General features: G+C 72.5%; 22 protein-coding genes and 1 pseudogene. 9 read left to right on the top strand and 14 right to left on the bottom strand.

Translation table 11 applies throughout. From position 1 onward, the window contains the following. Positions 1-43: 43 nt before the first annotated feature. The 7 genes from ACIP63_RS17225 to ACIP63_RS17195 form a co-directional block, all read right to left on the bottom strand. Positions 44-2,413 carry a family 43 glycosylhydrolase gene (locus ACIP63_RS17225; RefSeq protein WP_401516399.1) on the bottom strand — a complete coding sequence of 790 codons (2,370 nt, stop codon included), beginning with the start codon at positions 2,411-2,413 and terminating at the stop codon, positions 44-46. Beyond that, positions 2,410-3,921: a sulfatase-like hydrolase/transferase gene (locus ACIP63_RS17220; protein WP_401516397.1), complete on the bottom strand. Its 1,512-nt coding sequence runs from the start codon at positions 3,919-3,921 to the stop codon at positions 2,410-2,412. Before ACIP63_RS17220 ends, ACIP63_RS17225 begins: the two co-directional genes overlap by 4 nt. Next, the gene (locus ACIP63_RS17215; protein WP_401516395.1) at positions 3,918-4,898 is read right to left on the bottom strand and encodes an aliphatic sulfonate ABC transporter substrate-binding protein; all 981 of its coding nucleotides are present in this window, start codon (positions 4,896-4,898) and stop codon (positions 3,918-3,920) included. The genes ACIP63_RS17220 and ACIP63_RS17215 overlap by 4 nt, the downstream gene beginning before the upstream one ends. Positions 4,899-4,941: 43 nt before the next feature. Continuing rightward, entirely contained in the window at positions 4,942-5,721 is a 780-nt protein-coding gene (locus tag ACIP63_RS17210; protein WP_401516394.1) for an ABC transporter ATP-binding protein, read from the bottom strand. Next, complete coding sequence (locus ACIP63_RS17205) at positions 5,718-6,548, bottom strand: ABC transporter permease (protein WP_401516393.1); 831 nt, start codon at positions 6,546-6,548, stop codon at positions 5,718-5,720. The genes ACIP63_RS17210 and ACIP63_RS17205 overlap by 4 nt, the downstream gene beginning before the upstream one ends. Next, the gene (locus tag ACIP63_RS17200) at positions 6,545-7,759 is read right to left on the bottom strand and encodes an ROK family protein (RefSeq protein ID WP_401516391.1); all 1,215 of its coding nucleotides are present in this window, start codon (positions 7,757-7,759) and stop codon (positions 6,545-6,547) included. Before ACIP63_RS17200 ends, ACIP63_RS17205 begins: the two co-directional genes overlap by 4 nt. A 66-nt stretch (positions 7,760-7,825) precedes the next feature. Next, complete coding sequence (locus ACIP63_RS17195; RefSeq protein ID WP_401516389.1) at positions 7,826-8,806, bottom strand: formylglycine-generating enzyme family protein; 981 nt, start codon at positions 8,804-8,806, stop codon at positions 7,826-7,828. A 257-nt stretch (positions 8,807-9,063) separates the two neighbouring features. On the opposite strand from ACIP63_RS17195, the gene ACIP63_RS17190 reads away from it, so the two are divergent. From ACIP63_RS17190 to ACIP63_RS17180, 3 genes are all read left to right on the top strand, one after another. Then, complete coding sequence (locus ACIP63_RS17190; protein ID WP_401516387.1) at positions 9,064-9,780, top strand: hypothetical protein; 717 nt, start codon at positions 9,064-9,066, stop codon at positions 9,778-9,780. Between the two features lie 119 nt (positions 9,781-9,899). Continuing rightward, entirely contained in the window at positions 9,900-10,589 is a 690-nt protein-coding gene (locus ACIP63_RS17185) for a class F sortase (protein WP_401516385.1), read from the top strand. A gap of 235 nt (positions 10,590-10,824) precedes the next feature. Continuing rightward, entirely contained in the window at positions 10,825-15,342 is a 4,518-nt protein-coding gene (locus tag ACIP63_RS17180; protein WP_401516383.1) for a HEAT repeat domain-containing protein, read from the top strand. Between the two features lie 3 nt (positions 15,343-15,345). Here the strand turns inward: ACIP63_RS17180 and ACIP63_RS17175 are convergent, their stop codons facing one another. Together ACIP63_RS17175 and ACIP63_RS17170 are read right to left on the bottom strand one after the other, a co-directional pair. Continuing rightward, on the bottom strand, positions 15,346-15,978 hold the full coding sequence (locus tag ACIP63_RS17175; RefSeq protein ID WP_401516382.1) for a DNA polymerase ligase N-terminal domain-containing protein: 633 nt from the start codon (positions 15,976-15,978) through the stop codon (positions 15,346-15,348). A 60-nt stretch (positions 15,979-16,038) separates the two neighbouring features. Next, complete coding sequence (locus tag ACIP63_RS17170; RefSeq protein ID WP_401516380.1) at positions 16,039-16,563, bottom strand: DUF4232 domain-containing protein; 525 nt, start codon at positions 16,561-16,563, stop codon at positions 16,039-16,041. Positions 16,564-16,756: 193 nt separating this feature from the next. On the opposite strand from ACIP63_RS17170, the gene ACIP63_RS17165 reads away from it, so the two are divergent. Together ACIP63_RS17165 and ACIP63_RS17160 are read left to right on the top strand one after the other, a co-directional pair. Beyond that, the gene (locus ACIP63_RS17165; protein WP_401516379.1) at positions 16,757-17,674 is read left to right on the top strand and encodes a family 16 glycosylhydrolase; all 918 of its coding nucleotides are present in this window, start codon (positions 16,757-16,759) and stop codon (positions 17,672-17,674) included. Positions 17,675-17,728: 54 nt separating this feature from the next. Next, positions 17,729-18,721 carry an aldo/keto reductase gene (locus ACIP63_RS17160; RefSeq protein WP_401516377.1) on the top strand — a complete coding sequence of 331 codons (993 nt, stop codon included), beginning with the start codon at positions 17,729-17,731 and terminating at the stop codon, positions 18,719-18,721. 9 nt (positions 18,722-18,730) lie between these two features. On the opposite strand, the gene ACIP63_RS17155 is transcribed toward ACIP63_RS17160, so the two are convergent. From ACIP63_RS17155 to ACIP63_RS17140, 4 genes are all read right to left on the bottom strand, one after another. Further along, complete coding sequence (locus ACIP63_RS17155; protein WP_401516924.1) at positions 18,731-19,906, bottom strand: serine/threonine-protein kinase; 1,176 nt, start codon at positions 19,904-19,906, stop codon at positions 18,731-18,733. A gap of 240 nt (positions 19,907-20,146) precedes the next feature. Then, positions 20,147-20,836: an HAD family hydrolase gene (locus ACIP63_RS17150; RefSeq protein ID WP_401516375.1), complete on the bottom strand. Its 690-nt coding sequence runs from the start codon at positions 20,834-20,836 to the stop codon at positions 20,147-20,149. Positions 20,837-20,860: 24 nt separating this feature from the next. Further along, positions 20,861-21,340 carry an Lrp/AsnC family transcriptional regulator gene (locus ACIP63_RS17145; protein ID WP_401516373.1) on the bottom strand — a complete coding sequence of 160 codons (480 nt, stop codon included), beginning with the start codon at positions 21,338-21,340 and terminating at the stop codon, positions 20,861-20,863. 60 nt (positions 21,341-21,400) lie between these two features. Next, positions 21,401-22,204: an SDR family NAD(P)-dependent oxidoreductase gene (locus ACIP63_RS17140; protein ID WP_401516372.1), complete on the bottom strand. Its 804-nt coding sequence runs from the start codon at positions 22,202-22,204 to the stop codon at positions 21,401-21,403. Between the two features lie 189 nt (positions 22,205-22,393). Between ACIP63_RS17140 and ACIP63_RS17135 the strand changes: the two genes are divergently transcribed. Both ACIP63_RS17135 and ACIP63_RS17130 read left to right on the top strand, forming a co-directional pair. Beyond that, positions 22,394-22,990 (top strand): TetR/AcrR family transcriptional regulator, encoded by a 597-nt coding sequence (locus ACIP63_RS17135; protein ID WP_401516922.1) that lies wholly within the window; start codon positions 22,394-22,396, stop codon positions 22,988-22,990. A gap of 59 nt (positions 22,991-23,049) precedes the next feature. Then, complete coding sequence (locus ACIP63_RS17130; protein ID WP_401516370.1) at positions 23,050-23,517, top strand: hypothetical protein; 468 nt, start codon at positions 23,050-23,052, stop codon at positions 23,515-23,517. A gap of 219 nt (positions 23,518-23,736) precedes the next feature. Here the strand turns inward: ACIP63_RS17130 and ACIP63_RS17125 are convergent, their stop codons facing one another. Then, a complete protein-coding gene (locus tag ACIP63_RS17125; RefSeq protein ID WP_401516368.1) occupies positions 23,737-24,117 on the bottom strand; it encodes an FKBP-type peptidyl-prolyl cis-trans isomerase in 381 nt (126 codons plus the stop codon). Positions 24,118-24,201: 84 nt separating this feature from the next. Between ACIP63_RS17125 and ACIP63_RS17120 the strand changes: the two are divergent. Both ACIP63_RS17120 and ACIP63_RS17115 read left to right on the top strand, forming a co-directional pair. Further along, positions 24,202-24,423 (top strand): annotated as a pseudogene (locus tag ACIP63_RS17120) (SDR family oxidoreductase); the annotation flags it as partial. A 277-nt stretch (positions 24,424-24,700) separates the two neighbouring features. After that, entirely contained in the window at positions 24,701-26,212 is a 1,512-nt protein-coding gene (locus tag ACIP63_RS17115) for an FUSC family protein (RefSeq protein WP_401516366.1), read from the top strand. Positions 26,213-26,294: the final 82 nt, after the last annotated feature.

Raw genomic sequence — 26,294 nt, 5'->3', positions numbered from 1 at the left:
GTGATAACTGACGGGTCATGGGTTCAGGAAGTGGTGGCGGGTTTCAGGAGGCTCCGTACGTCCGCACGTAGTCGAAGTCCGCTGTCGCGCCCGCCCGGTTGTGGGACACCAGGCCGATCCTCAGATCGCCGCGCACCGGGAGGGTCCAGGTGCCGCCCGGTGACCAGTGGATGCCGTCGCGGCTGGTGGACGCGCGTACCTCGTGCTCCCCGTGCGCGGTGTCGCGGTGGTAGGCCATCCGCAGCCACATCGTGTCGGCCGTGGGTCCCCCGAACATCGGGGCGTTGGCCACGGCCGTCGGCGGGGTGGTGGTGGGGCGCTCGCCCTCCTTGCCGAACTCGCTGACATCGAGCACGGCGCCGTTGCCGTTCGTGAGCGGCAGCACCGAGTGGACGAGCTTGAACCACCGGTCGTCGTTCTCGTACAGCACGAGACCGGCCTGCTGGGCCGCCTGGCCGGGGGCGAAGCGCAGTTTGGTCTCGACCGTGTAGTCACCTCCGGGCGCGTCCCGCAGGAGCACGGACGCCGTGTTGGTGCCGAGATGGAGCTCTGCGTTCTGCGTCGGCCAGGAGAGCGCCCCGCCGGACACGGTGACCCCCGGGGCCGGTCCGCGCACCCACTGCCAGGGGGAGTCGGTACCGGTGCCCGGGACCATGGCGGTGGCGAACTCGTCGCTGAACTCCGGCAGCAGACGCCCCGGCGGATCGACGGCCACCCGCTCCGTCACCGGCCGGTACAGGGCGGCCGCCCCCACGTTGTCCGCCGCCGCGCCGACGCCCCGCGCGGCGGTACCCACCGCGCCCTTGCGCACAGCGGCGGCCGGCAGGTCACGGGACTGCAGGGCCACCGGGTCCCGCAGCCGGTCGCCGGTCACCTCTGCCGTCAGCCGGGTGCCGCGCAGTTCCACGGACACGTTGTTCCAGGTGTCCCAGGAGAATCCGGAGGGCAGCTCGGTGACCTGTTCGCCACGGCTCCTGCCGCCGACCCGTACGTCGGTGACGAGAGCTCCGCGGGCCCGGTCGAGCCAGGCCACGACCCGGTTGCCGGGGTCCCGGTAGGCGACGGTGAGCCCCGCCGCGCCATCCGCCGCCGACACCTTCAGATCCGCCTCGGCCCGCAGGTCCGCGGGGGCGCGCCCGTCGGCGACGAGATACGCGGTGCCCTTCCTGGAAGCGCCGGGGGTGTGCACGGCGTGGACGCCCGAGTCCGGATCGGTCGCGGTGGACCAGCCGGTGGGCGCGTCGCCCTTCGCGCGCCAGCCCGACAGGCCGCCGTCCTCGAAGGATCCGCCCGTCGCCCAGGAGGTCACCGGCGCGGCTGTCGGCCCGTCCGAGGGCCCCGCGCCCGCCCGCACGACCGGCCAGCCGTCGATCCAGTCGAGCCGGTCGATGAGCATCGGGCGCCGGGTCAGCTTCAGGGTGCCGTTCGAGGCGGGGGCGAGATCGGGCGACTCGGCGGGGATGCCGTGGTAGACCAGCCAGTCCTGGCCCGCCAGGTCGGTCTGGAGGGAGTTGTGGCCGGGCCCGATCCACCGGTTGCCGTTGGCCCCGGCGACCACGCCCGCCTTGCTGGTGAGGGCCATCAGGTCGGTGCCCTCGTCGTCGGTGAAGGGGCCGGTGGGGCTGGTGGAGCGGCCCACCTTCACCTGGTAGCCGCTGTACGCGCCGTCGCAGCAGCCGGCGTCGGAGTAGAACAGGTAGTAGAAGTCGTCGCGTCGCACGACGAAGCCGCCCTCGACCCGGCGGCCGCGGGCCACCTGCGTGACCTCGCCCTCGGTCCGGGACAGGTCGGCGTTCAGCTTCGCGACGCAGATCGTGTCATAACTGCCCCAGTACAGGTAGGGGGTGCCGTCCGTGTCCGTGAACTGCGCCTGGTCGATGTTGCCCGCCGGGCAGCCGCTCGGCGAGGGCAGCACGGCTCCGCGGTCGGTCCACGGGCCCGTGGGTGTCGTGGACGTGACGAGACCGACGGTGTTGCGCCCGGGCACGGAGTAGTAGAGGTGGTAACGGCCGAGGGCGTAGCGCACCTCGGGCGCCCACAGCCGCGAACCCTCGTGCCAGGCAGGCTTGTTCCCGGGCGTGAACACCTCGCCCGCGTACTCCCACGTCACCATGTCGGCCGAGCGCAGGATGGGCAGCATGCGCTCCCCGTCCTCGCCCTTGCTCTGCATGACCGGATTCTGGGTGCCGTAGGCGTACCAGAGACCGTCCTTGCCGCGGATCATCGCGGGGTCGGGGAAGGTGTCGACGGCCCCGGTGGACACCGGGTTGGTGTACGTCGCCCTGGAGGCCGCGCGGTCCTGCGCACCGTGCGACGGAGCGGAAGCGAGGGTGAGGATCCAGACCAGGGCGGCCGCTCCGGCCGCCCACCGGGGCAGGAAGCGGGTGCGGGCGGTCCTTCGTGTGCGTCTCATGGGGTCTCCGCGAGTGTCCCGCCCGGATCCGCCGTCGCGGTCCAGGTCGTGTCGTCCGTCTCGAAGGCGCTCAGGCTCGGGTCGTAGTCGGAGGCGCCGATGTCGTACATGGACGTCATCCAGTGGTAGAAGTTGTCGCCCCTGTCCCGCAGCAGCTCGTAAAGCCGCCGCATCAACCGGGCCCGGACCGCCTTGAATTCGGGGTGCGTGTAACGGTTGCTGAGTTCGTGCGGGTCCGCCTCCAGGTCGTACAGCTCGTTGACCGACTCCGGGTTGACGACGAGCTTGTAGCGGTCGTCGCGGATCATCCGCTGCGGGTACGGGAAGTGGTGACCGTGGAACTCCGCGACCAGCTCACCCGGCCAGTCCGGGGTCTCGCCCTTGACCAGCGGGACCAGGCTGTGGCTGTCCACGGCCGGTGACGGGTCGCAGCCCGCCAGTTCGAGCAGTGTGGCGGTGCAGTCGGTGAGGCTGACCAGCTCGTCCCTGACCTGCGGGGCGGCCCCGGGGATCCGGATGATGCCGGGGATGCGGTAGATGTCCTCGTACATCGCCGGGCCCTTGTCGTGGAGCCGGTGGGCGCCGGTGAACTCGCCGTGGTCCGCGGTGAAGAACACGGAGGTGTCGTCGCCGAGCCCCAGCTCGTCGAGGCGGGTGAGGATGCGCCCGATCTGTTCGTCGATGAGGGTCACATAGCCCCAGTAGACGGCGATCAGCTTGCGGGTCGTCTCGATCGGGATGGTGTCGAAGGCCCAGTGCGCGCTGTAGTTGCGCTGCACCGGTGGCTTGCCCTCGAAGGTCTCGGCGATGGACGGCGGCAGCTCGACGAGCTCCGGATCGTAGAGGTCGAAGTAGGCGTCCGGGAGCAGATAGGGCAGGTGCGGTCCGAAGAAGTGCGTCGCCAGGAAGAACGGCTCCCCACCGGCCGCGTACCGTTCCAGGTGCTCGATGGCCCGGGTGGCGAGGTAGTGCTCGAACGTCGCCTCCACCGGCTGGTGCAGCCGGGCGGCCAGCAGATTCCCCGGGTTGCCGCCCGGGGCGGTGCCCCGGACCGGTTCGGAGATCCGGTACGGCGGCAGCCCCCGCTCCTCCAGATACGCCAGGTAGTCCGGATGGTCGACGGGGTTGTGCCAGCCCGGCAGGTCCGGGCCCTCGAAACCGTACGAGGCGGCGTTGCGGTGGGTCCCGCCGTGCCACTTGCCGATGAGCCCCAGCCGGTAGTCGCGCTCCGCCAGGGCCGCCGGGAAGGTGAAGGCGTCCTCGCGCAGGTCCTCCAGATAGCCCACGTTGCGCTCGTAGTTGGCGAGCAGCCGGTGCCGGAAGGGTGCCTGTCCGGTGAGGAGACTCGCGCGCGCCGGGGTGCATATCGCGGTCGGCGTGTAGAAGCGGTCGAAACGTGTGCCGGCGGCGGCCAGACGGTCCAGGTTCGGGGTCGCGACGTGCGGGTTGCCGTAACAGCCGAGGGTGTCCACCCGGTGCTGATCGGTCATCAGGAACAACAGGTTCACTTCTTGTACGCCTTCGTGTAGAGGTCGCCCTCGTAGTACGTGTCCGCCGCCGGGGCCTTCTTGAGCTGGCCGGTGTCCACGAAGAACTCGCCGAGCCCGTCCAGCCAGCCGTCCACGGTGCCGTCCTCGGTCCTTGCGACCAGATCGGCCGTCGACAGCGTCTCCACGTTGGCCGCGTCCGCCGCGACCTTGGCGCGGTCGATCTTCAGCAGGGAGGCGGCCGCGTCGATGGCCTCGTCGGGGTGTGCGGCGCGCCAGTCGTTGGCCTTCTGGAGGACCTTGACGACCTTGCTGTTCAGCTTGTCGTCACTCCTGGCGGGCGCCACGAAGGCCGTGGGGAACGCCCGGTCCTTGAAGTCGGCCGTGCTGGCGACCTCGTTGAGCTTCGGCTTCTTCGCCTTGATGGTGTCGATCAGCGGATACCAGAGGCCTGCCCCGTCGATCTGCCCGGAGACGAACGCCGAGACGACCGTGGACGGGTCCATCGGGACCTTCTCGACGTCCTTCTCCGACATCCCGGCCTTCCGCAGCGCGAGGTTGAGCGCCATCGCGCCGGAGGTGCCCTCGGGCACACCGACCTTCTTGCCCTTGAGGCCCTCGATGGACGTGATGCCGGGCTGGGCTATGACCCGGTCGGCGCGGGCGAGCGTGTTGATCGCGACGACCTTGGCCTTGCCCGACGCGGGCAGCCACATGGCACCGGGCCCGATGTAACCGAAGTCGAGGTTGTCGGACCCGAGCGCCTGGATCTGGAGCGGGCCGTTGGTGAACGGCTTGTACTCGGGGGTCAGCCCCTCCTTCTTCCACAGCCCCTGCTCGTCCGCGATGGCCAGCAGGCTCGCGCCGTTGTAGTCGCTGATGTAGCCGAAGCGGACGGTGGCCCCGTCGGACGACGAGTCACCGGAGCATCCGGTGACGGAGAGTGCCAGGGCGGACACGGCGACGGCCGCCGTCAGGGCGCGCTGAGGTAGACGCATGACGCAGGGTTCCTTACGAGTTCGGGGGAGCGGGCGGGAGGTCTCAGGCGGCCTGGGCGGCCGGGGTCTGGTGGTAGACGGAGGTCCACACGGCATTGCGGATCCGGGCGAACTCGGGGGAGAGGCGGATGGCTTCGGTACGCGGATACGGCAGGTCCACGTCGATGACCGACTGGATGCGGCCCGGCCGCGCGGCCATCACGACGACGCGGCGCGCGAGGTACACGGCCTCGTCCACGTCGTGGGTGACGAACATGACCGTGCGCTTGTCCCGGCTCCAGGTGTCCAGCAACTGGTCCTGGAGCTGGACCCGGGTCAGCGCGTCCAGCGCTCCGAAGGGCTCGTCCATCAGCAGCACCTGTGGGTCGACCGCGTAGGCACGGGCGATCGCGCAGCGCTGCTTCATCCCGCCCGACAGCGTCTTGGGCAGCGCGTCGGCGAAGTCGGTGAGGCCGACCAGCTCGATGGCGCGCTCCGCCCGCCGCTTCCGCTCGGCGGCCGGCACGGACGCCAGCTTCAGTCCGAACTCGACGTTGCCGCGCACCGTCAGCCAGGGGAAGAGCGCGTACTGCTGGAAGATCACCCCACGGTCCGGTCCGGGGCCGTCGACGGGCCGCCCGTCGACGAGGACCTCGCCCGAGGTCGGGACGGCGAGGCCGGCGGCCAGATTGAGCAGGGTGCTCTTGCCGCACCCGGACGGGCCGACGACGGTGACGAACTCCTCGTCACCGATGTCCAGCGACACCTCGTCCAGAGCGGTGAAGGTGGTCTTCTTCAGCGGATACGTCCTGGACACGTTCCGGAAGGAGATCTTGGCGTTCATCGGGTCTCCTGCCAACGGGTGAGGCGGCGTTCGGCGAGCAGCAGCAGCCGGTCCATCAGAAGGCCGAGCAGACCGATGGTGATCAGACCGACGAAGATGGTGGGGAGGTCGTAGTAGAGCTGGGCGTTCTGCATCCGGTAGCCGAGCCCCTCCTGGGCGGCGATCAGCTCCGCCGCGACGAGGGTTCCCCAGGCGGAGCCCAGGCCGATCCGCATCCCGACGAGGATGAACGGAGCGGAGGCGGGGACGACCACCTTCAGGAAGATGGTCCCGTCCCGGGCGCCCAGCACCCGGGCCGCGTCGATGAGCGTCCTGTCGACCCCCACGACGCCCTGGAAGGCCGCCACGACGCTCGACAGGAACGCCGCCAGGAAGATGACGAACACCTTGGGTACCTCGCCGATGCCCAGCAGCACGATGGCCAGCGGGATCATGGCCAGCGGCGGCACGGTGCGGAAGAACTGGACGTACGGCTCCAGCAGCCCGCGTGCCACCGGGTACCAGCCCATCAGGAAGCCCACGGGCACGGCCAGCAGGGTGCCCAGCGCGAAGCCGCTCAGGACCCGGCGCAGGCTCGCCAGCGAGTCGTCGGCCAGCGTGCCGTCAGCGATCAGCTCCCCCGCCCTGTCCGCCACGGCAGCGGGCCCCGGGAGCGCCTGCACCCCGAGCGAGGCCAGCCAGGCCCACAGGCCGATGCCCGCCGCCAGGGCGATCAGGTTCAGGACGACCGCGGGGACCCGGAGGCGCTTCCGCCTGCGCTCGCGGGCGGGTACCGCGTCCTCGGGTACGGGTCCGGCCTGCTTCAGGGGTGTCTCCGTGGAACTCATGTGGCGTCCTCGGGAAAGTCGTCGGCGCCCGGACCCGGGTAGCGGGCGAGCAGAGGGGATTCGTGCAGGGCGAGGGCGACCCCGCCGAGCGCGCCGCCCGCCTCGCCGAGCCCGGCGGGCAGCAGCGTCACGCGTCCACGGGCCAGCGGCATGACATGCGCGTCGAGTGCCTCCTGCACGGGTGCGAGCAGAGCCTCGCCGGCCCGGGCCAGCTCACCGCCCAGCACGATCACACCCGGACCGACCGCGTTGACGACCCCCGCGAGCACCGTGCCGGTCCTGACCCCAGCCGCCCGCAGCACTTCGTGTGCCGCCCGGTCGCCGTTCTCGACCGCTCGCAGCAGGGTCGGGACGTCGTCCGCGCGTCCGCCCAGAGCGCGGAAGGAGGCGAGTACGGGCCCGATCGACGCGATCGTCTCCAGGCACCCCGTGCCCCCGCACTCGCACGGCCGGCCTTCGGGATCGGCGGTGATGTGCCCGAGCTCGCCCGCCAGTCCGTCCACACCCCGGTGGAGCGAACCGTTCACCACGAGACCGCCGCCCACTCCGTGCGACAGCCGCAGATACAGCACGTCCTGGCTGGCCGCCGCAGCCCCCCAGGTGGACTCCGCGAGGGCCGCGAGCCGGGTGTTGTTGTCCAGCAGGACCGGGGCCCCGAACCGCTTGCCCAGCAGCCCGGCCAGATTCGCCAGCGGTTCCTCCGGCGCGCCCGCGGCCGTCCGCACCGGGCCCACGACACCGACCCCGACCGCACCGGTCGTGCCGAGGGCGGCCAGCCGCAGGGTGCCGCCCGCCAGCGAGGCGACCAGCCGCTCGGCCAGCTCCACCCGCCGCTCCCAGGAGAGCCCGGGAGGATGGGCCCGGCTCGCCGACCCGATGACCTCGTGCGCCACGTTGGCGGCGGCCACATGAACGGCGCGGCGGGCGAAATCGATGCCGACGGCCTGGCCGGCCGCGGGATTGAGCGTGAGGTGCTCGACCGGACGGCCGCGCCGGCGCGGACCCGGTTCCGCGGCGGCCGCCACGACGGCACCGCTCGCGACCAGGGTCCCGACTATGTCGTACAGCGTGGTACGCGACAGTCCGGCCTGGCGTCCGAGCTCGGCCCGGCTCTGTGGTCCGTGACGGCGCAGCAGACCGAGTACGCGTTCCTCGTGCCCGCGCCTCAGCCGCGAGAGAGGTCCACCGTGTGAGTGCATGGCGCCCAGCATGATGACCGCGCGATTTTTTAGTCAATGACCCGGAAAAATATTCATGTTGCCGCAATGACGGCGGGATCAGGCCGGGCGCACACAGCGGAAGCCGAGGTTCCCGGTCGTGCTGTCCGGCGTGTTGCGGGTGCGCGCGGCCACCCGGTAGCGGTTGCAGTACGAGCGGTGGCACAGGTAGGAGCCGCCCCGGATCACCTTGGCGTCACCCGTGCCCGGCCCGCGCGGGTCGCTCCGGCGGGCCGCCCGACGGTCGGTGCTCCACCAGTCCTGGCACCACTCCCAGACGTTCCCCGCCATGTTGTACAGGCCGTATCCGTTGGGCTGGTACGCGTCGACCGGTGCGGTGCCCGCGTAGCCGTCCTCGGCGGTGTTCTTCGTGGGGAAGTGCCCCTGCCAGACGTTGCAGCGGTGCTCCCCATCCGGGGTCAGCTCGTCGCCCCACGGGAAGCGTGCCTGCACCAGGCCGCCCCGTGCCGCGTACTCCCACTCGGCTTCCGTCGGCAGCCGGGCCTCTGCCCAACGGCAGTACGCGCGCGCGTCGTTCCACGAGACATGCACGACGGGATGGTCCGCGCGGTCCTCGATCCCGCTGCCGGGACCTTCGGGCCTGTCCCACCGGACGCCCTCCACCCCGCACCACCACGGGGCGCCGTCCGGACGGCCCGCGCCGCGCCGGAGCGCGGCCGGCAGGAACCCGGCGAAGACGTACGACCAGCCGAAACGCTCGGCCTCCGTGACGTGACCGGTGGCCGAGACGAACTCCGCGAACCGCTCGTTGCTGACCGCGTGGGCATCGATGCGGAAGGCGGACACCCGCACCTCGCGGACCGGGCCCTCACCGTCCGCCCGGAACCCGTCGGGGTCCTCGGTCCCCATGAGGAACGGTCCGCCAGGGAGCAGCACCATCCCGTCGGCGGCATCCTTCGACGCTGATACCGCGGGGGCGGCCCGGTCCTGACCTGGGCGGACGGAGGGGATGGCCCCGGACGGGCCGTCAGGCCCTCCGCGCCCGGGTGAGCAGCAGCCGGCAGGTGCTATGTCGTTCATGCCGCGATCCTACGAGCACCGCTGAGCCCCCTACACCGGTGATCGCCGCCGCCCAAACCTCCTCCCGGCGTGGCGTGCCGTCCAACGGGTGACATCTGGCTCCCTGTCACACGATGGGCCCACCGCTTCCCTCGAATGCGGCCTTCCCGAGTGGTGGGCGTCCGGATTTCAGCTGACGGTGGATCACGTCGCACCCGTGATCCGATGAGCCGACAACCAGCCGGCCAGCGCGGGGGTGGCGAAAGGACTGTGTATCCATGCGCTCTGCCCGCACCCTGTTCGCATCGGCCGCCGTCACGGCGGTCCTCGCGGTCTCCGTTCCCGCCGCATACGCCGTGACCTCGGCGGACGACTGGGACAAGGACAGCGGTTCCTCCGCCAGCAGCAACGACGACCGTGAGAAGCCGGACTCGTGGAAGCACGACAAGCCCGAGGGCGGCGTCCACGCCGGCGGCGGTGCGCTGGCCGGCGTGTCGGCCGATGACTGGGAGAAGGACAAGGAGTCCGGTTCCGGCAGCAACGACGACCGTGAGAAGCCGGACTCGTGGAAGCACGACAAGCCGGAAGGCGGCGTCCACGCCGGTGGCGGTGCGCTCGCCGGTCTGTCGGCGGACGACTGGGAGAAGGACAAGGAGTCCGGTTCCGGCAGCAACGACGACCGTGAGAAGCCGGACTCGTGGAAGCACGACAAGCCCGAGGGCGGCGTCCACGCCGGTGGCGGTGCGCTCGCCGGTCTGTCGGCGGACGACTGGGAGAAGGACAAGGAGTCCGGCTCCGGCTCCGGCTCGGGTTCCGGCGACAGCGAGCAGACCTGGAAGCACGAGAAGCCCGAGGGCGGCGTCCACACCGGCGGTGGAGCGATGGCGCTCTCCGGCAGCGGCCTGGCCGCCGGTTCGGTGCTGATGCTCGGTGGCCTGGGTGCCGCCGCGTACAAGCTGCGCCGCCGCAACGCCTCGGGTGCGGCGGCCGCCTGACCGGCGCACCGCACCACTGAGCGAATCTGTCGTGGCCGCCGCCCTCTCCGGGGCGGTGGCCGCGCCGATTTTCCCCGTACAGCCGCCCGTCCCTCCCGTACGCGAAAGGCAGCATGCGCATGGCCGCCCCGCAGCCGTCAGAACCAGCCCCCGCCTCCCCTGCCCTCGGCCGTTCCCTGCTGTGGCCCGTCGCGGCGGTGGGGCTGGGCTTCCTCCTCGTCTACAACTCCTTCGACGCGTCGGCCGGAGTCCCGCCCGCCCCCGCCGTGGTGTCCCTGCCCGCTGCCTCGGCGCCCGCCTCGCCCGCACCGTCGGCATCCGCGTCCTCCGCCGGCCTCGGGCTGCCCCGGTCCGAGCCCGAACGCATCTCGATCAAGTCGATCGCCGTCGACGCGCCCTTCACGCCCCTGTCGATCGGCGCCTCCGGTCAGCTGGACGCGCCGCCCGCGCACGACGCGAATCTCGCGGGCTGGTTCAAGGACGGTGCCACCCCCGGCGAGCGCGGCACCTCGGTGGTCGCCGGGCACGTCGACACCAAGACCGGTCCCGCCGTGTTCCTGCTGCTCAGCACGCTCAAGGCGGGCAACACCGTGGACATCACCCGCCGGGACGGCTCCGTCGCCACGTTCAAGGTCGACACGGTCGAGACCTTCAGCAAGGAGGACTTCCCGGACGACCGCGTGTACGCCGACAACGGCACCGCCCAGCTGCGGCTGATCACCTGCGGCGGTGTCTACGACAAGAAGAAGAAGGACTACGAGGACAACGTGGTGGTCTTCGCCCACCTCGCCTCCACCACGAACTCCTGAGGTGGTCCGGCCCTTGCCCCTGACGCACGGGTGAGGGCTCGGCGTCTGCGTGCTTCCGGCCGCCCGGGCCCGGAGCACGCAGACGAGGAGTCCGCCCATGACCGCACGTCCGACCCTGCCGCATACCGCCCGCCTCTCCCCCCTGCGGGAGCAACTGGCGTCCGGGGTCGGGGCGGTCCGCTGACAGCACGTTATCCACTGGCTGAGCCGCCCCGTCCACACCTAACATCCCGGGGTGACCACGGGCCCCGCGGACGCGCGGATACAGCAGCGACACACGTCCCGTCCGGGGCGTGACATGGCGGTGGACCTCTGCCCGGTCTCCGAGCTCGGCCGGCTCGTCGGACACGCGGACCGTCGTACGAGACATCTGGGGCTCACCCTCCTCGCCGAGCGGGCGGCCGGGCCCCACCTGCCGGCCGGTGAAGCGGCCGAGCTGGCGTCGCTGCTGCCGCCGGACGTTCCCGGGTCGCCCGAGGAGTCACTCCTCCTGGCCGGGCTGCACGGCCGTCTCGGGATCCACCTGTCGCGCCGGCTGCCCGCCTGGCGCACGGTCCCGCTGCCGGAACGGGTACGGATCGCCTGGCTGCGGGCCGAACTCCTCACCGACCCCTCCGCGCTACGGGACGAGCCGCCCGGCGAAGCGCTCCACCAGGCCGTGCGCTCCATCGACGCCTGGGACGCCCACCGGCCCGACCGGCTCGTGGCGGAGGTCCTGGACACCCATGACCCCGCCCTGCGTGCGGAGGCGGTCCGGCTGGTCCGGCAGGGCCTGCACGCCGGCCTGCTGGCCCCCGGCCTCGCCAGGGGCCAGCTGGCCGGGCTGCTCGGCGCGGGCCCGGACGACACGGCCGTCGCGGCCGCCGCCCTGGCGGAACTGGCCGAGCCCTGGGCGGCGTCGGACCCCCTTCCCGCCGCCCTCTTCGAGCCGTATCTCGCCCCCGCCCGGCCGGCCGCGGTCGCGGCCCCCGCGCTCACCGCCGCGGCCCGGCACGGGCACGGATCGCTGCTGCCGCGTACGGCGGCGGACCCCGCCGCACCTCCGGCGGTACGCCGACTGGCCATGGAACTCCTCGGCGATCTGGCGGGACGCGGCGACATCGGCACGCTCCTGGACATCGCGGCCCAGGACCCGCTGCTGCTCGGCGGACCCGCGATGACCTGTCTGCAAGGGCTCCACAGGCGCGGGCACTTCCCCGACACGTCGCAGGCACCGGCCGTCGTCGGCCTGGCACTGGCCGATCACTCGATCGATCCCCGCACGGTCGCGACGATCCTCTACACCTGCCGCCGGACGGTCCTGGACCTGCTCGTCGACGCCCCGGCGGACGACCCGGGCGCGCCGCGCCGGCTCGACCTGCTCGTCGCCCTGGCCCGGCAGGGGACGGGAGACCTCCCGATCGGGGCCGCCGTCACCCGGCTGCTCCCCTCCTCACGCGTACCCGCGCCGTTCCTCGGCGCGATCCGCGCACTCCGTCACGAGGACGCCGAGGAGGCCGTCCTCGCGCTGCTGCCCGAAGCCCCGGCCGCCGTCCTCGACACGCTCGAAGCCATCGGCGGAGACCGCACCGTCACGGCGCTGACCGAGGCACTCGGCCCGGACCCCGACGGCCGTGGGACCGCGCCCTTCCTCCGCCCCGTGCGCCACCGGGCACTCGAGCTCCTGTGGCAGCTGAACACCGATCCGGACCTCCGGCGCCACCTGCTCGCCCGTGTCGATCCCACCGCGCCGCCACCGGCCGTCGCGGCCGACCTCGGGGCCCCCGACGAGCGCGAACTGGCCCTGCTGGCCGCAAGTCCGGAGCCGGCCGATCCGGTGGCGGCCCTCTGCGCGCTCGCGGCCCGCGGGAGCGCCGCCACCCTGCCCGTCCTCACCGGCCTGCTGCTGAGGGTCGTGAGCGAACTGGCGGCCTCGTGGGAGGCGGTGGAGACGGGTCCGCACCCGGAACCGGCCCGCGCCGGGGAGCCCGTGGTCCCCCAGGAGATCGTGGACGCCGTACGCGGACTGGGCGGCCGCCTGCACGAGCGGCGCAGGATCAGGCCGTCCTGCCTGCTCGGCGCCCGGGACGCCCGGGAGGCCGGCGACGCGTTGATGGCCGGGATCGTCCTGGACCTGCTGGACCGGCCGGAGCTGTCCGCCCGTCAGCAGTCCGTCCTCCTCGAAGCCCTGCGGCGCGCACCGTCCGCGGAGACCCGTCCCCGCGTGCACCGGCTGCTCCGCCACCGCGATCCGCATGTGCGCAAGCAGGTGATCGCCCTCCTGGCCGCGGGCGCGGGCGGCGAGGACGCTCAGGCCCTGTCGGCGACACTGATCGCCCTGACCCGGGCCGAGGACATCCGGACCGTACGGCAGTCGCTGCTGGCCCTCGGCCACGCGGAGGCGCACTGGGCCTGCCCGGCGATCACCGCACTCCTGGACCACCCCAACATGAACATCAGGAAGACCGCCGCGTCGGCCCTCGCGCGCGCCGGGACACCGGACGCCGTGCCCGGCCTCCTGCGCGCCCTCGGCCGTAACGACAACCCGGGGCTGCGCGCCGGACTGGTCACCGCGCTGCGCGCGGTGCTGGGTGACGCCTGCACGGCCACGGTCCTCGCCGCCGCGGCACGCACCGGCGACCCCCGTGAGCGCACGCTGCTGCTGGGGGCCCTGACCGGTACCCTCACCGCCCGCACCGTCGTCGCCCTGGCCGATCAGGGCTCCCCGCTCGTGGCGGACCTGCACGCCGCGATCGCCGACGGCCGGATCCGCCTCGGCGCGGGGAGCGCCGCCGACCTCGCGGAGCTGTCGGCCGCCTACGGGATCGCACCGTCCGGCCGTCCGCCGGCCGGCGAGGCCGAGTCCTGGGCCGCCCGGCTCGTCGACCACGGCTGGAGCGCGCAGGCCGCCCTGTGCCTCGCGGAGAGCCCGGACGCTCTGCCGCCCCGGCGGCTGAGGGAGCTTCGGCCGATGCTGGCCGAGTGGCTGTGCCTGGCCCGCTCGGTGCCGGAGGGCACCCGCGACCGGGTCATCGGCCTCGTCCTGCGGCTGTGTCCCGCACCGTGGCCGGCCGACGAGCTGGAGAAGATGGCGGACTCCGTCCAGGTGCTGACGGACGGTCTCGCGGGTGAGCGGGAACACCGGCCCGGACTCCTCGCCGTACTCCAGGCCGTGGCGCCCCGGCTGCCCTGGCCGGAGCGCATGGAACTCGCCGATTCCGTACGCGCCATGACACCCCCTCAGCACGTGCCGGCGCTGCGGCTGCTCCGTGCCTGCGACGCCGTGCCGGTCAGAGGCGACCTGGACCGGGCCCTCGCCGCCGCCCGCCTCGACGACGACGTGCGGCAGGCCGAGAACGCCGTACTGCGTGAGGCGTTCGGCGTGCCGGAGCCGCCCACGGCCGGTGAGGAGGCGGAAGCGTGGCGGTCAGCGCTGCGCCCGGCCCTGCGCACCTCTCGCGCCCTGGAGGAGTTCCGGCGCCGCACCCCGTACCCGCCGGACTCCAGGCAGCGCCTCGGCGCCCTCGTCGACGCGTACCCCGATGCAGGCGACGACGGGGTACGCGCTCTGCTGGTGGACTGGATGACGGACCTTCAGCCCCTCGGCACACCCCCGTGGACGCTCTCCGAGACAGCCGGCCCGGCTTCGGAAGTCGTACGCGACGCCCCCGGCCGGCCGCGTTCCGCCGAGCGGCGCACCCGGCTGATGGACACGCTGGAAGCGCCGGATCCCGGCCGCCGATCCGGCGCCGCCCGGGAGCTCCTGGACTGGCCGGAGCCGGAGCCGGCACGCGCGGTCCTCGACGCGTACCTCCGAGGACGTGTCGACCTGCCCCCCGGAGGCTGCCTGGCGCGCGCCCTGGCCACCGTCCCTCCCGCGGAGCTGGGCGGCGAAGGGATCGTGCCCGCCAGGGTGGCCCGCCTCGTCCCGCACCTGGGCCCCTGGGAGACCGTGCCTCTGATCCCGCTGCTCCTCGGATGGTGGGAGCACGGCCCCGCCGGTCTCCGGACGGAAGCCGCCCACGCCCTGCGGACGGCGCCGGCCGAAGTCCTGGCGGATCACCTCCTGCCCCGGATCGAGGCAGGGGCCTGGGGGCTCCTGGACCTGCTTGCGGGACGGCCGCTGCTGGGCTCCCCGGACAGGACGAGGATCCGGGAGCGGCTGCGCGCCGAGGGACGGGACGACCTCGCCGAGGGGCTTCTCCTGGACGAGGGGCCGGGTTCCGTCCCCCGTACGACAGCTCCCGCCGGAGTGGTCCACCGGCCCGGGCGCGCCGAACTGCTGCGTCTGGCCCGGACCGGGGGACCGGAGCAGATACGCAGGGCCCTCGCCCGCCTCGCCGAGGAGCACACCGGCCGGGCCCCGGACCCGGACCCGGCCCTGAAGGAGGTCATCGGTGAGCTGCTGGCCCATCCCCGGCCCAAGGTCAGGCTGCACGCCCACCGGATCTCACGCATTATGCTGGACCGGCCGGCCCACCTGCTGCACACGGCCGTCCTGCTCGACGATCCGCAGCCGGACATCAGGCGCATGGCCATCAGGACGCTCTGCCACGCCGGCTGGGCGCCCGCCGTTCCCGCGCTGGTCGCCCTGCTCGGCCACACGCATCCGGGGGTCCGGGGAGAGGCCGCCGAAGGACTGCTGCTGATGGGCGGAGCCGCCGTCCCCGCTCTGCGGCACGCCGTCGCCCAGGCCCGTCCCGACAAGCGCTCCCGCTACTCGGACGTCCTGCACCGGCTCACCGGGTCCGGCGACGAGCCGCCCCTCCGGTAGGGGTCAGCGGGCGCCCTCCCGCTCGGCCACGGCGACCTGGTGCAGCGTGCGGCCGGTGCGGGCCGAGCGCGCGTGGTACGGGTCGGGGGTGCCCGCCCGGTCGTGGACGGCCTGCCGGTCGTCGGCCTTGATCAGCAGCCAGGCCTCCGGCCCACGGGTCCCTTCCTCGTCGTCGATGCGGAAGCGGGTGAGCGCGAACTCCCCGTGCAGCTTGGCTCCCTCGAGCCGGAACGTGGCGTGCCCGCGCTCCAGGGACTCGGCGAACGGGACGGGGTCGCCGGCGAGGTCGTGGCTCGTCGGGGTGTAGGTGCCCTGGTCCCAGACGATCACGGTGCCGCTGCCCTGCTCGTCCTGCGGAATGACGCCCTCGAACTCGCGGTACTCCAAGGGGTGGTCCTCCGTCGGCACGGCCAGCCGTTTGTCGCTGGGGTTGTCCGACGGGCCGCGCGGCACGGCCCAGGACTTCAGGACGCCGCCGACCTCGAGACGGAAATCGAAATGCATGCGCCGGGCGTCGTGGATCTGCACCACGAAACGCCGTGTGCTCTCGGTGTCCACGCCTGATCCTTCCGCCGGGATGCGGTCGGACGATGTGCGCCTGCCCGGCCGAGGCCGGGCAGGCCCCGCACAGTCCATGTCTCCACTGTGCGGCCGTCGCCCGCGCGCCGCACGGTGGCAGCCGCGCGGAGAGTCCGGTCAGTCGGTGTACCGCTCGAGCGTCGCGTCGGCCGCCGCGCTCGAGCGGTGCCACCACGTGGTCACGGGCTCCCACACCCGGAGCCCGTCCGGCGCTCCCAGCGAGGCGGAGCCGAAGGTCCGCCCGCGGTGTGCGGGGTCCCCGGCGACCGTCAGCCGGTCCACCACCCGCAGTTCCGTGGCCGCCGGGTCCAGGGTGCGCACCGCGGCGTAGCCGGATCCGCCCGCCGGCAGACGGTAGGGACCGCTCTCGCCCTCGGGCACCGGCAGGGCCGGGCCGTCCAGGTCGCCGAAGACGACCGTGGGGATGCGGTCGACGACGCAGGCCTGGCGGCCCCGGTTGGTGACGCTGATGCGCAGCGTCTCGGGCTGGTCGGAGGCCGCGGCGGCGACCTTCAGGCTGCTCTCCCGACAGGCCGGGACAGCGGGTGCGGCGGAGGAGGCCGTCGCGGCGCCGGCCGGAGCCAGCAGGGCGACCGCCAGGGCGAGGGTGGCGGGAACGGTGACTTCGGTACGGATGCGCATGAGTTGTCCGTTCCCCGCCGCGTCGAGTTCTACCCGTACCCGCCCGGTCTGGACCAGATCCTTGACGGGCCTCGGACCACTCCCTTAAATCAAGTGTTGAAAGATGCCGCTGGGGTAAGCGCGACATGCGTTCACCTCTCGGCGTTCATCTGTCATGCGCATGACTGTCATCCCCCCACCCCGAAAAGAAGTGATGACCGTGCATTCTCCCCACCACGCCGTGCGCCGCCTCCCGAAGAGGCGCCGTACGACGCTGTACGCCGCGCTCTCCCTGCTCTGCTGCTCCATGGTCATGACCGCACTGCCCGCCGGAGCCTCGGCCGCACCCGACCCCCACACGGCTGCGTCCTCCACGGATTCCCGAGCGGCGGCCGTGGCCTTCGCCGACGAGTTCGACGGCCCCGCGGGTTCGGCCGTCGACGGCGGCAAGTGGCTGACGGAGACCGGCGACAACGTCAGCAACCACGAGCGGCAGTACTACACGGCGGGCAACAGCAACGCCGCCCTCGACGGCCAGGGCAACCTGGTCATCACCGCGCGCAAGGAGAACCCCGGCAACTACCAGTGCTGGTACGGGACCTGCGAATACACCTCGTCCCGGCTCAACACCTCGGGAAAGTTCACCGCGACGTACGGACACGTCGAGAGCAGGATGAAGATCCCGCGCGGGCAGGGCATCTGGCCGGCCTTCTGGATGCTCGGCGCCGACATCGGCAGCGTCGGCTGGCCCAACAGCGGTGAGATCGACATCATGGAGAACGTCGGCTTCGAGCCCGGCACCGTCCACGGCACGCTGCACGGCCCCGGCTACTCCGGCAGCGGCGGCATAGGCGCCGGCTACACCTTGCCCGGCGGAGCCGCCTTCGCCGACGACTTCCACACCTTCGCCGTGGACTGGGCCCCCGACTCCATCACCTGGTCCGTCGACGGAACCGTCTACCAGCGCCGGACACCGGCGGACCTCAACGGCAACGCCTGGGTGTTCGACAAGCCGTTCTTCCTCATCCTCAACCTCGCCGTGGGCGGTTACTGGCCGGGCGACCCCGACGGCAGCACGAGCTTCCCGCAGCAGCTCGTCGTCGACTACGTCCGCGTGACCACAGCCGACTGAGCGCGGACGCGGACCGGCGCCGGCCATCCCCGCCGGTCCGCGTGCGGACGTAGCATGATCCGTATGGAGCAGCGCACACTCGGCAGGACCGGCCGTGACGTATCGGTCGTAGGACAGGGCACCTGGCAGCTGGGCGGGGACTGGGGCGAGGTGCGGGAGGCCGATGCCTTCGGCGTCCTCGACGCCGCCGTCGAGTCGGGTGTCACCTTCTTCGACACCGCCGACGTCTACGGCGACGGCCGCAGCGAACAGCTCATCGGCCGCTATCTGAAGGAACGCCCGGACGCGGAGGTCTTCGTCGCCACCAAGATGGGCAGGCGGGCCGAACAGCTTCCGGAGAACTACGTCCTGGACAACTTCCGTACCTGGAACGACCGCTCGCGCGCCAACCTCGGCGTCGACACCCTCGATCTCGTACAACTCCACTGCCCGCCCACGGCGGTCTACTCCTCCGACGCCGTGTACGACGCCCTCGACACGCTCGTCTCCGAGCAGCGGATCGCCGCGTACGCGGTGAGCGTGGAGACCTGTGCCGAGGCGCTCACGGCCATCGCCAGGCCCGGAGTCGCGAGTGTCCAGATCATCCTCAACCCCTTCCGCCTGAAGCCCCTCGACGAGGTCCTCCCGGCCGCGGCGGAGGCCGGGGTCGGCATCATCGCGCGCGTTCCGCTCGCCTCCGGGCTGCTGTCCGGCAAGTACACCGCCGACACGGTCTTCGCTCCCGAGGACCACCGCACGTACAACCGCCACGGCGAGGCGTTCGACCAGGGCGAGACGTTCTCCGGCGTCGACTACGCGACGGGCGTGGCCGCCGCCGTGGAGTTCGCCCGATTCGCTCCCGAAGGCGCCACCCCGGCACAGACCGCACTGCGCTGGATCATCCAGCAGCCCGGTGTCACCAGCGTCATCCCCGGGGCGCGGTCGGTCGAGCAGGCGCGGGCCAACGCGTCGGCCGCCGCTCTCCCGCCACTCCCGCAGAGCACCCTCGACGCGGTGCGCGACCTGTACGACCGCCGGATCCGCGCGGAGGTCCACGCGCGCTGGTGAGCCGGAGGCTCAGTCGTCCTCGCCCTCGCCGTCCTGGGCCGGCTCCGCAGCCGGTCCGGTCGGCGCGGGCGATTCGAGCCCCGCAGTCGGCGAGGAACCGGGATCCGGGGTGTCCGCCGCCCCGGTGTCCGGTGCGAAGAGGATCGTGCCCAGATACACCGCCGCCAGGAAGGCGACCGTACCGGCCACGGCACTCGCCACGCGCGGGCGGCGGCGGATGGCCTCACTCGTGCTGATCCGGCGCGTCGTGGCCGGTCCGGCCGCGGATCTGGACGTCCGGGGCGCGGGAGCCGCCCGCCTGCGGCCGCCGGACTGCGGCAGCCGGTACGTCGACGGGCCCCCGGCGGTCGGGGCGCCCGGGGCGGGCGGGACGGGCGCGGGGGGCCGCGGGGCGGCGGCCGCGTGGTGCGGCAGCGGCTCGGGCCGGCCACGCCAGGCATCCGTACGGAACCAGTCCGAGACCTGCTGCGCACTCGGCCGGTCCTCGGGCTGCTTCGCCAGCAGGCCCAGGAGGTACGAGTCGAACGCGGGGGAGATGTCCACCCCCCGCTGCCTGACCGGCACCGGAGGCGTGTCCACGTGCTGGTAGAGCGTCGCGGTCGCCGTGTCCGAGCGGAACGGCGGCTGCCCGGCCAGCAGTTGATAGATGACGCAGCCCAGCGAGTACATGTCCGACGCGGAGTCCGCCGTACGGCCGAGCGCCCGCTCGGGAGCCAGATAGAGGCTCGTACCGACGATGTGGCCGGCCGTGGTCAGCGCCGTCGAGGGATCGTCGACGAACTGGGCGATGCCGAAGTCCCCGATCTTCACGGACCCGTCGGCGTCCAGCATCAGGTTGCCGGGCTTGATGTCCCGGTGGACGATGCCCTGCCGGTGGGCGGCGGCCAGACCGGCGGCGGCCTGGCCCGCGATACGGGCGACCTGCTCGGGATGGACGGTCTCCTGAGCCTCCAGCAGATCCCCGAGACTCCTTCCCTCGACCAGCTCCATCACGAGATAGAAGCGGTCCTCCCAGGAGCCGAAGTCGAACACGGCCACCAGGTGAGGGTGGCTCAGACGCGCGGCCGTCTGCGCCTCGAGGCGGAAGCGCGCGGTCGACGAGGCATCGGCCTGGTCGCCCAGCAGCAGCTTCACCGCCACGGCCCGGCCCAGCACTTCGTCCGTGGCGCGCCACACCTCACCCATACCGCCACGGCCGATGGGGGATATCAGCCGGTACCGCCCAGCAACCAGCACCTGTGCACACCAATCTCGAATTATGGCCCTCTCCGACTGCCGCGGCGGCGACCTCATCGGGCTCATCGCCTCGGTACGGTGCGTCGGGGTGCGCGGCATGATCAGGATATCCGCCCCCGGGACCCCCGCTCGCCCGGCCGGAGCACGAGACGCCGGATCCGGCCAATCGGCGGCCGGACCGGCTTGTTCTCACCCGGCCTGGAGCCAGTCCAGCACGGCGGCAGCGGTGAATTCCGCCTGCCCGCCCGGGAACAGCAACTCCGCCTTCCCGAACTCGGCGCCGTCGGCCGCCACATGGGCCTCGGGGACGGCGACGCAGCGCATTCCCGCCGCGTGAGCCGCCCGGACTCCCGGGACCGCGTCCTCCAGGACCACGCACGAGCCGGGCTCCACACCGAGCCGCCTGGCCGCCTCCAGGAACACGTCGGGCTCCGGCTTGCCGTGCGCCACCTCCTCCGCGGACACGTACAGGGGGAGGTACGCCTCCAGCCCCGTGACCGCGAGCGAGGCCGCGATCGCCGCCCTGGAGGACCCCGACGCCACCGCCATCGGCACCCCGTCCTCGTGCAGCCGCTCGACGAGGGCCCGCATCTCCGGGAAGGCTTCGGTCGAGGCGCCGGCGAGCTCCAGGTACAGGGCGTTCTTGCCGGCCAGCAGTTCGTCGACCGGCGCCTCGATCCCGTACTCCTCCCGCAGGACCGTGAGGGTCTCCCGGGTGCCGATCCCGATGAAGCGGGTGTGGTTCTCCCAGCTGAAGTCCCGCACGCCGTACCTGGCGAGCAGCCGGCGCCCCGCCTCGTAGTAGTTCGGCTCGCTGTCCACGAGGGTGCCGTCGAGGTCGAAGAGTACGGGCGGAGCGGGGAAGGGCGCGGTCTTCATGGCCTCCAGCATGCCCGACGGCGATCAGCCGGGGCCGGCTGCCCGCCCCACCGACTCGACCAGCGGCAGGACCCGGTGCGGCACACGCTCGCGCAGAGCCACATCCGTCCGGGTCCTGACCACTCCGGGAAGCTGGATCAGCTGCTGGATCACGTCCTCCAGATGCCCGTTGTCGCGGGCCACGACGCGGGTCAGGAGGTCGCCGCCCCCGGTCGTCGAGAACGCCTCGATGATCTCCGGGACGGCGGCGAGCGCGTCACCAACCTCGTCCAGATGCCCCTGTGTCACCTCCAGATGCACGAAGGCGAGTACCGGGTGGCCGAGGGCTGCGGGGGAGAGGGCGGGGCCCGTGCCCGTGATCACTCCGTCCCGCTCCAGACGGTCCATCCGGGCCTGCAGGGTTCCGCGTGCCACGCCGAGGATGCGCGCGTACTCGCGCACGCTGGTGCGCGGCTGCTCGATGAGCAGCCTGAGGATGCGGGTGTCGAGGGCGTCCACCGCCATGTCTGGCTCTGCTCCTCCTGGCTCGGCGACGGGACGCCCGACTCTACCCAGGGCCGGGGCTCAGACCGCGGACCAGCCGTTGTCGACGGGGAGGATCGCTCCGTTGATGTTGCTCGCCGCGTCGGATGCCAGGAAGACGATCGCCGCCGCCTGCTCCTCCGCCCGGGCGGGCGAACCGACGTTGCCCATGTAGGGGGCGAGAGCGGTCGGCCCGTGGGCACCCTGGTCGGCAGCGACCTGGATGCTGGTGATCGTGCCGCCGGGCGCGATGGCGTTGGAGCGGATGCCCTTTTCGCGGTACATGACGGCCAAGGACTTGGTCAGGCCCGCGATGCCGTGCTTGGACGCCGTGTACGCGGCACCCGCGGCGCTGCCCCTCAGGGAGGCCTCGGAGGCGGTGAAGACGACGGCGCCCTTCCCCGCGGCGAGCATGTGCGGGAGCACGGCACGCGTGAGGCGGAACGGAGCCGTGAGGTTGATGCCGATGACGCGCTCCCACTCGTCGTCACCGGTGTCGGCCGCCGCCGACATGCTGTCCATGATTCCGGCGTTGTTGACCAGGACGTCTATGCCGCCGAACTCCTCCGCCGCGGTCGCGGCCACCCGGTCGACGACGGCCTGGTCCCGGAGGTCCCCGATCACGGTTACCGCGGTCCCGCCGGCCTGTTCCGTCTCCTTCGCGACGGTTCGGGCGGCCGCCTCGTCGACGTCGGCGATCACGATGCGGGCCCCCTCCCTCGCGAACAGCAGGGCGGTGGCCCGGCCGATGCCCGAACCGGCGCCGGTGACGATGACGCTGCGGCCCGGGCCGCTGGTGGTGGTGCTCACGTGATGCTCCTCGGTTTTGTCGACAGGAATAAACATATTACCTTTAATGGCGGGTAGTGCCAAAATGGCGAGCGGTGCCAGAAAAGATGTCGCTACGATGGGCCCAGCCGTGAAGGAAGGTGGCCGAAAACCGTGGAAGCCGCGCATGCCGGAGGGGCGCCGGACCCTGCCTCGGCCACCACCGGAGCCCCGGCCGGCGGTGGAGTCCGCCTCGGCCGCCCGCCGCTGACGGAGCGCCGCAAGGCCGCGACCCGGCTGGAGATCGCCCGGGAAGCCGTGCGCCTCTTCGCCGACCGGGGTGTGGCCGCGACCACCGCCGAGGAGATCGCCGCCGCCGCGGGAATCTCGCAGCGGACCTTGTGGCGCTACACCTCATCGAAGGAGCTGTGCGTCCGCCCCCTTCTGACCTACGCGCTCGACTTAGTCATCGCGCTCATGAGGTCGTGGCCGCGCGACCGGCCGCTGGTGGAAGCCGTCGTGGGGATTCCGTCCTCGCACCCGGCCGCGTCGGCGGACACGGACACGGACGCGGACACGGACGCCCTGCGGGACCTGGTCCTGCTCACCCGGACCGAACCAGGGCTGCGCGCCGTGTGGCTCCAGGTCCACCACGACGCGGAGCCGGCCTTCGCCGCGGTCATCGCCGAGCGGACGGGCCACGGGCCGGACGACCTCGAACCACGGGTGCAGGCGACCCTGCTCAACGGGGCGCTCCGCATCGCGGTCGAGCAGTGGGCGTGGAGCGCGGAGCCCCAGCCGGCCGTACTGTCCCGCACCATCCATCGCGCGCTGGGGATCGCCCGGTCCGGCCTGTCCGACTGAGTGCCCCCGCCCCGCGGTTCCGGACGTGTCCGCTCGCACTGCCCGTCGTTGACCAGGGCATGAACCTGCGGTCCATCTCCCTCGTGCTCGTCGCCCTGCTGAGTGCGGCCGGCTGCGTCTCCGTCCAGGCCGAGGCGCAGAGGCCGGCGTCCCCCGCCTCCGTACGTCCCGGAAACGCCCCCGCCGCACAGGCGTCCACGGTGCCCACCGCGCCCCCGGCCGTCCACGACGCCCTCGGGAAGACCGAGGAGGGGCCGGACCGTGCGGACGGCGGGAAGCGGAAGAAGGAGAAGGGATCGCGTGCTCCGGCCCGGCGGGCGGACGCGGTCGCGCCCCCGGTCCGCCAGGAGGTGCGGAACCAGCCGAGACGTGCGGCTCCCGCCCGGCCCCGACCGCCGCGCGGCGCGGACACCCCCCACCGGGCGCGGCCGCGGCAGACGTACGACATGCGCACCGTCTGTGCGACGGGGCGGGGGGTCGCGTCCGCCGACATCGTCGACCTGTGCCGCGCCACGTACGGTCGTTGACGGGGCGTCACGGAGCGCGGGCGAGGGGGCTGCGGGAGCCGTCCCGCCGGGGCTCGGCCCAGGAAGGGCGCTGCTCGCGCAGATCGCCGGCCCTGACGGCGAGCAGGAGCGGCATGACGCGCCTGGCGATGGTGCGGTGGGTCGCGGCGCGTTCGACTCCGGACGTGTCGACGGCCGTGCGGGTGCCGGTGGACGCGGACGGCCGGGTGGCAGAAGGCCTCAGACCGCGACGGAGAGCAGATCCACCACGAAGACGAGTGTCGAGCCCGCAGGGATCAACGCCGAGGGGGACTGGTTGCCGTAGCCGAGGCGCGGGGGAACGATGATCTCGCGCCGGCCGCCGACCTTCATCCCTCTGACCCCGCGGTCCCAGCCCTTGATGACCTTGCCACCGCCCACGGCGAACTTGAACGTCCGGCCCCGGTCCCAGGAGGTGTCGAATTCCTTTCCGGACCCGAAGGTGACCCCGACGTAGTGAACCTGGACAACCCTGCCCGGCTTCGCTTCGAGCCCGTCCCCGACGACGAGGTCGCGGATGGTCAGCTCGGTGGGAGCCTCACCCTCCGGGAGGTCGATCTCGGGCTTCGTCAGTTCACTCATCGCAGCCTCATTCGCTCGCCGCCGGAAGCCTTGTGCAGACCGGCCAGGCGCATGGTCACTCCATGCAGTAGATCATCATGGTGCGCGGGGCTCGGCGTGACCGCCGACGTGATCAATCCGGGGCCGGTGGACAACGGCTGGATGCCCGCCCCGCCCCCGCTCGAGGAACAGCTGACCGAGGCCACACCGCTGAGTCGCCTCGGCGTCCCGCGTGACTGCGCGAACCTGGTCGGTTTCCTCTGCTCCGAGCGGTGCGGACGGATCAACGGGCAACTGCTCAGCAGCGACGGCGGGATCGGGAGCTGACCACCGGACGTCAGAAGCCCGAGCCGGGAGTCCGTCGCCCCAGACTCCTTCAGCTGTTCGTGCGGCGGTATCGCGCGCGGCTGGTCCGTTGGCTCTGCCGTGGCCGGGTGATGTCAGCTTTTTGTGGGCCAATGGCCCAGCTGATCGGGCCCCGGTTGAACCATCAGCCACCTGGATGCTGAGATGGAGACATCAATGGCGCTGCGGGTCCCTCGGGGATCTCCGCGGCGCCTTTCTCATGTCCGCGCTGGTCTGTGTGCGAAAGGTACGGGGCAACTTGCTGAAGAGGGCGTTCGTGGCACCGGATCCGGGACAGATACGGCTGCGGTTCGCTTCCCGGGCCGTGCTCGGCATCGGGCTCGCCGTCGCGCTGTGCGGGGCCGCCGGGCACTCGCTCGCGGCGGCCGTCACCGGTGGTCTGGCCGCGCTGCTCGCACTGTTCACGGTGACCGACGCGACGGTGCGTGGGCAGGCGGTCACGACCGCCTTCCTCCCCGTCGTGGGCCTCCCGGTTCTCACGCTCGCCGCCGTGCTGCACGACGTGCCCGTCGCCCGTGACCTGGCGTTCCTCGCCGTCGTGGGGGCGGGGGTGTACGCGAGGCGGTGGGGACCTCGCGGGCACTCGCTGGGGGTGTTCGGCTTCATGTCCTACTTCTCCGCCCAGTTCCTGCACACCGTGCCCGGCCAGTTGCCCGAGCTGTACGCGGCCGTGCTGCTGTCGCTCGTCGCGTCGTCGGCGGTGCGGTTCGGTGTGTGGTGCTACGAGCGGCGGCTCGCGGCCCCCGTGGCCGTCGCACTCCCCGCCGGGGCGTCCGGGCTCGCGCGGATCACGACGCGGCAGGCCGTGCAGGCGACAGTGGGAGCGGGGTTCGCGCTCGCGGTGGGGCAGGTGCTGTCCGACCAGCGTTGGTACTGGGCTGTCGGCGCCACCTGGTGGGTGTTCGTGGCCACGACCTCGCGAGGCGAGACCGTCGTCCGCGGGTTCAGGCGATTCCTGGGCACGGTGCTCGGGATCGGGCTGGGCTTCGCCGTGGCCGTGCCACTGCACCACGAGCCGGTCGTGGCCGCCGTGGTCGTGGCGATCAGTGTGTTCGGGATCTTCTACACCGCCGCTGTCTCCTACACCTGGATGATGCTGGCCGTGACCGTCATGGCGAGCATGCTGTACGGGCTGCTCGGCGTGCTCGACACGGGCCTGCTCGTGCTGCGGGTGACCGAGACGGCGGTCGGGGCGCTCGGCGCCGTACTGGCGGTGCTGTTCGTGCTGCCGGTGACCACGCACGCGGTCACCGAGGCCTGGGTGGAGCGGGCGCTGCGATGCGTGCACACGTGCACGGCGGAGGCCGCCGCCCGGCTCGCCGGGAGCGAGGACGCCGACCCACCCGGGCGTGTCGTCGAGCTGGAGGCGATCCTCGGCCGGGTGCGCTTGTCGCTCGCGCCGCTGGTGCACCCGCTCAACCCGCTGAAGGCCCGCAAGCGACGGGCACGGCAGGTGCTCGCACTGCTGGACGACTGCGTACGCGAGGTGCGCGGTCTGGCCTCCGTCGCTGCCGACCCGGAGGCCTCGCACGACGTCCGGCTCGCCGCGGCCTGCTGGCGGGTGGAGACGGCCGTCGAGGCACTCACCGACGCGCCGGCCGTCGGGCGGCACCTCCGACCCGACGACATGACGGCTACGGAGCCGACGGGCGCCGAACAGATGCTCGCCCACCTCCATGCGCTGGAGCAGGCCCTGCTCGAACTCGCGGTGCCCCTCCGCAGGTCCGGCCGGATTCCGGCCGGCGCCTGAGCCGTCACGCACGGCGGGATCGTCGAGCGTCACCCCGGCCCAGGCCGCTCCGCCGGTCGGCATCCTGACGCCCCTGTCGAGG

The sequence above is a fragment of the Streptomyces sp. NPDC088746 genome (genome assembly GCF_044751065.1).
Classification (GTDB): Bacteria; Actinomycetota; Actinomycetes; order Streptomycetales; family Streptomycetaceae; genus Streptomyces.
The sequence above is the reverse complement of the archived record's forward strand: the minus strand, read 5'-3'. Positions and strand labels throughout refer to the sequence as shown.

Bases quoted from the DNA above. Each gene is read 5' to 3' on its own strand.
- ACIP63_RS17170 (WP_401516380.1), bottom strand. From the start codon at position 16,563: ATGCGCATCCGTACCGAAGTCACCGTTCCCGCCACCCTCGCCCTGGCG.
- ACIP63_RS17130 (WP_401516370.1), top strand. From the start codon at position 23,050: ATGAACCTGCGGTCCATCTCCCTCGTGCTCGTCGCCCTGCTGAGTGCG.
- ACIP63_RS17195 (WP_401516389.1), bottom strand. From the start codon at position 8,806: ATGAACGACATAGCACCTGCCGGCTGCTGCTCACCCGGGCGCGGAGGG.
- ACIP63_RS17155 (WP_401516924.1), bottom strand. From the start codon at position 19,906: ATGGGTGAGGTGTGGCGCGCCACGGACGAAGTGCTGGGCCGGGCCGTG.
- ACIP63_RS17185 (WP_401516385.1), top strand. From the start codon at position 9,900: ATGGCCGCCCCGCAGCCGTCAGAACCAGCCCCCGCCTCCCCTGCCCTC.
- ACIP63_RS17160 (WP_401516377.1), top strand. From the start codon at position 17,729: ATGATCCGTATGGAGCAGCGCACACTCGGCAGGACCGGCCGTGACGTA.
- ACIP63_RS17165 (WP_401516379.1), top strand. From the start codon at position 16,757: ATGACCGTGCATTCTCCCCACCACGCCGTGCGCCGCCTCCCGAAGAGG.
- ACIP63_RS17205 (WP_401516393.1), bottom strand. From the start codon at position 6,548: ATGAGTTCCACGGAGACACCCCTGAAGCAGGCCGGACCCGTACCCGAG.
- ACIP63_RS17125 (WP_401516368.1), bottom strand. From the start codon at position 24,117: ATGAGTGAACTGACGAAGCCCGAGATCGACCTCCCGGAGGGTGAGGCT.
- ACIP63_RS17210 (WP_401516394.1), bottom strand. From the start codon at position 5,721: ATGAACGCCAAGATCTCCTTCCGGAACGTGTCCAGGACGTATCCGCTG.
- ACIP63_RS17215 (WP_401516395.1), bottom strand. From the start codon at position 4,898: ATGCGTCTACCTCAGCGCGCCCTGACGGCGGCCGTCGCCGTGTCCGCC.
- ACIP63_RS17200 (WP_401516391.1), bottom strand. From the start codon at position 7,759: ATGCTGGGCGCCATGCACTCACACGGTGGACCTCTCTCGCGGCTGAGG.
- ACIP63_RS17150 (WP_401516375.1), bottom strand. From the start codon at position 20,836: ATGAAGACCGCGCCCTTCCCCGCTCCGCCCGTACTCTTCGACCTCGAC.
- ACIP63_RS17145 (WP_401516373.1), bottom strand. From the start codon at position 21,340: ATGGCGGTGGACGCCCTCGACACCCGCATCCTCAGGCTGCTCATCGAG.
- ACIP63_RS17190 (WP_401516387.1), top strand. From the start codon at position 9,064: ATGCGCTCTGCCCGCACCCTGTTCGCATCGGCCGCCGTCACGGCGGTC.
- ACIP63_RS17140 (WP_401516372.1), bottom strand. From the start codon at position 22,204: ATGTTTATTCCTGTCGACAAAACCGAGGAGCATCACGTGAGCACCACC.
- ACIP63_RS17225 (WP_401516399.1), bottom strand. From the start codon at position 2,413: ATGAGACGCACACGAAGGACCGCCCGCACCCGCTTCCTGCCCCGGTGG.
- ACIP63_RS17175 (WP_401516382.1), bottom strand. From the start codon at position 15,978: ATGGACTGTGCGGGGCCTGCCCGGCCTCGGCCGGGCAGGCGCACATCG.